The organism is Mesorhizobium sp. M7A.F.Ca.CA.002.05.1.1 (genome assembly GCF_003998335.1).
GTDB lineage: Bacteria > Pseudomonadota > Alphaproteobacteria > Rhizobiales > Rhizobiaceae > Mesorhizobium.
Window position 1 is genome coordinate 1 of record NZ_RZQI01001588.1, and the last position, 557, is coordinate 557.

Here is a 557-nt window from a genome sequence, read left to right on the forward strand (position 1 = left end):
GACCACAGCGTCGTCTTCGTGCGCGATTGGCCAACCCCCGAGAAGCGATTGGCGGGCTCGGCGGTCGTCATGACCCAGTTGGCGCGGCTGGTGGAGAAGGCGGCGTAGCCGGCCCAGGCCATTCGCCAGCGCTTGAATTCCGGTCTAGAATAGGAAATCGGCTTCGTGTATGGAGCCGCCATCCCATATAGGGGCGGGAAATGGCAGGCGAGGGTGCTTGCCGGAAAGAGCGTTGGGTGCAGCGATGACGAAATGGTCGCCGAATTCGTGGAGAGCAAAGCCGATCAAGCAGGTTCCTGCCTATCCGGACCTTGCCGCGCTGAAGAACACGGAGGCCCAGCTCGCAACCTTTCCGCCGCTGGTTTTTGCCGGTGAGGCGCGCAAGCTGAAGAAGCAGCTCGCTTCTGTCGCCGCCGGTGACGCATTCCTCCTGCAGGGCGGCGATTGCGCCGAGAGCTTCGCCGAGCATGGCGCGGACAACATCCGCGACTTCTTCCGCGTCTTCCTGCAGATGTCCGTGGTGCTCACCTTCGCCGGCGCGCAGCCGGTGGTGAAGG

At 63.7% G+C, this 557-nt stretch carries 1 protein-coding gene; it reads left to right on the forward strand.

Going from position 1 to position 557, the window contains the following annotated elements; genetic code table 11:
• Positions 1-244: 244 nt before the first annotated feature.
• Positions 245-557 (forward strand): 3-deoxy-7-phosphoheptulonate synthase (locus EN939_RS37200; RefSeq protein ID WP_164751649.1); only part of this gene is annotated, 313 nt, incomplete at its 3' end.